We start from the raw sequence: 2,160 nt of genomic DNA, 5'->3' as shown, positions 1-2,160 counted from the left end.
ACATATCTTTTGAATTTTGTCCAAAACTCTTTAAGTCATCATCCATTTCAGAAATCTCTATTGCTTTTTGTAAATCTTCCCTGCATTTGTTTAACTGGTCTACTGTTGACTTAAAAATATACCCATATACTTCTCCGTTTAATATGTCATCTAAATTGTTAAACTTATATTTGTTTTTTAGATTGTTAACCCAAAGAATCGGATTAATTTCCCCTTTAGCCTTTTTATAAATTGTATCTACGATGTTAAATATTCTGTCGTTTACCTTCCCACCTGAATATTTTCTTGCCAGCTCTAAAAATTCTTCCGAACCTTCTTCATAGTATTCTTCCAAAATATTGTTGAGAATATCGTTTTTCATTAATTCTACTTCTATTTCTTCAGCAATTCTATAATTAGGATCTAAGTCAATTTTATCAAAATTTTCTTTGACTACTTTTCCACAAAAACTGTCAATTGTAGTTATTGTTGCATTATTTAGCAAAGTTAATTGTTTTACAATATTGTCATTATTATTACTTTCCTGTAATTCTTCAAGTCTCTCTCTCAATCGCTCTTTCATTTCTGAAGCTGCTGCCCTTGTAAATGTAAGAACAAGTAACTGGTCTACATCAATGTTTTCACTCTCATCTGTAATAAGGCTTACAATTCTCTCAACCAATACTGCTGTTTTTCCGGAACCTGCTGCCGCAGAAACAAGAATATTACGATTTCTGGTATTTATAATATCTAACTGCTTATCTGTCCACTTCATTTAATAACTCTCCTATATTTCCAAAAGAAACACTTTCTAATTGTCTGTATTTATCTCCCAATGCCTGATCAAATCTGCATATTCCCTTATAGCTACAATATCTGCACTGTTCCTCTATTGGGTTGATTGAAATCTTACCGCTAAGCAAATCATTCTTTAACTCATCTGCTTTGTTTGATACATGCTTGATTAGTTTCGAATATGTTTGTTCATCTAAAATCTGACTTGTTTTCTTTGGATTGCCTGATTTGTCATAAGATACTTTTACAATCTTTGATTCATTGTTTTTCTCTACATCTTCATCTACAGCATCTATAACTTCCTTACTGTCACATACAATTCCTGTCATTTGGAATTTTGGTAATTGCTGTTTGAAAACTATTTCCTTTAAAATTTCTTCATCAGTTCTTGTATCCTCTTTATTAACATCCCTATGCATATTAATTAAGTCATTTGTTCCACTTATATTCATATATGGATCTCTAATATTAAAATAAAGTCCTGCTGCCGGTAAAATTTCTTTGGATGTTTTCTTCTTTTCGTAATTTATTGCATCATTAATATATACTAATAACTGCATTTGAATTCCATTATAAGCTTTTGTAATGTCAAAAACCATTTCTGATGACTTATAGTCAATAACCTTTACATATAACTTATCATCGGTTTCATAAGTATCAATTCTATCTACAATTCCATGCTCTAATGGTATTTCATATTCTGCCGGTTTGAATTTTCCATGATTAATATGATTTATTAACACCTTAACAGTTTTCTCAGCTATTTCTTTTACCTGATTAGTTATAAAAGCATTTCTTGCTGAACCTTCAAGGGCTTCATTATCATATTTTTCAAAAGTGTATTTCACTGCTTTTTTAATTAACTCACTGCTTTTCTCATCAGTAATTTCCTTCCACTGAAGCTGCTTGCTATTCACCATTTCAAAAAACTTCTGTATAGTTATATGATAAAGATTTCCAATATCATAAGCCTCTATTGAAAATTTTTCTCTTTCCTTTAATTTCAAACCATAAGAAAGGAACTGTGAATAAGCACATTTAGCATAATTTTCCAGTCTTGTTATACCAATATTACCAGGAATACCATATAATTTTTTTGCATATTCTTTCATTAAGTCATTCCTGTTATTATTATAAAATCCACCTTCTAATATTAAATTCATTATTTTTGCAGTTGACTTATCCGACAATAAAATCTTACTTAAATAATTAAATCTCGGATTATCTTCGCCATTTCTATATGCATTAATGTTTTCAGCAACATACTGTAAGGCAACTTTTTTGTTAGTAATGTGGCTTACCGGAATTTCTATTTCCTCAAAATGCTTTTCTTTCATATTAGGAAACATTTTTTCCAGTATTCCAATTATATATGATTTTCTTAAA

General features: G+C 29.6%; 2 protein-coding genes. Both read right to left on the bottom strand.

The window, feature by feature from the left end; all coding sequences use genetic code 11:
- The coding region (locus ACZM4J_RS12190; protein ID WP_489486288.1) for a UvrD-helicase domain-containing protein at positions 1–754 on the bottom strand (754 nt) is incomplete at its 3' end.
- Positions 738–2,160, bottom strand: a 1,423-nt coding sequence (locus tag ACZM4J_RS12185) for a PD-(D/E)XK nuclease family protein (RefSeq protein ID WP_489486286.1), incomplete at its 5' end; no start/stop codon positions are given. The genes ACZM4J_RS12190 and ACZM4J_RS12185, both read right to left, overlap by 17 nt.

The organism is Eubacterium sp. (assembly GCF_057858645.1).
Note: the sequence above shows the minus strand (reverse complement) of the source record. Positions and strands in the feature narration are given on the sequence as shown.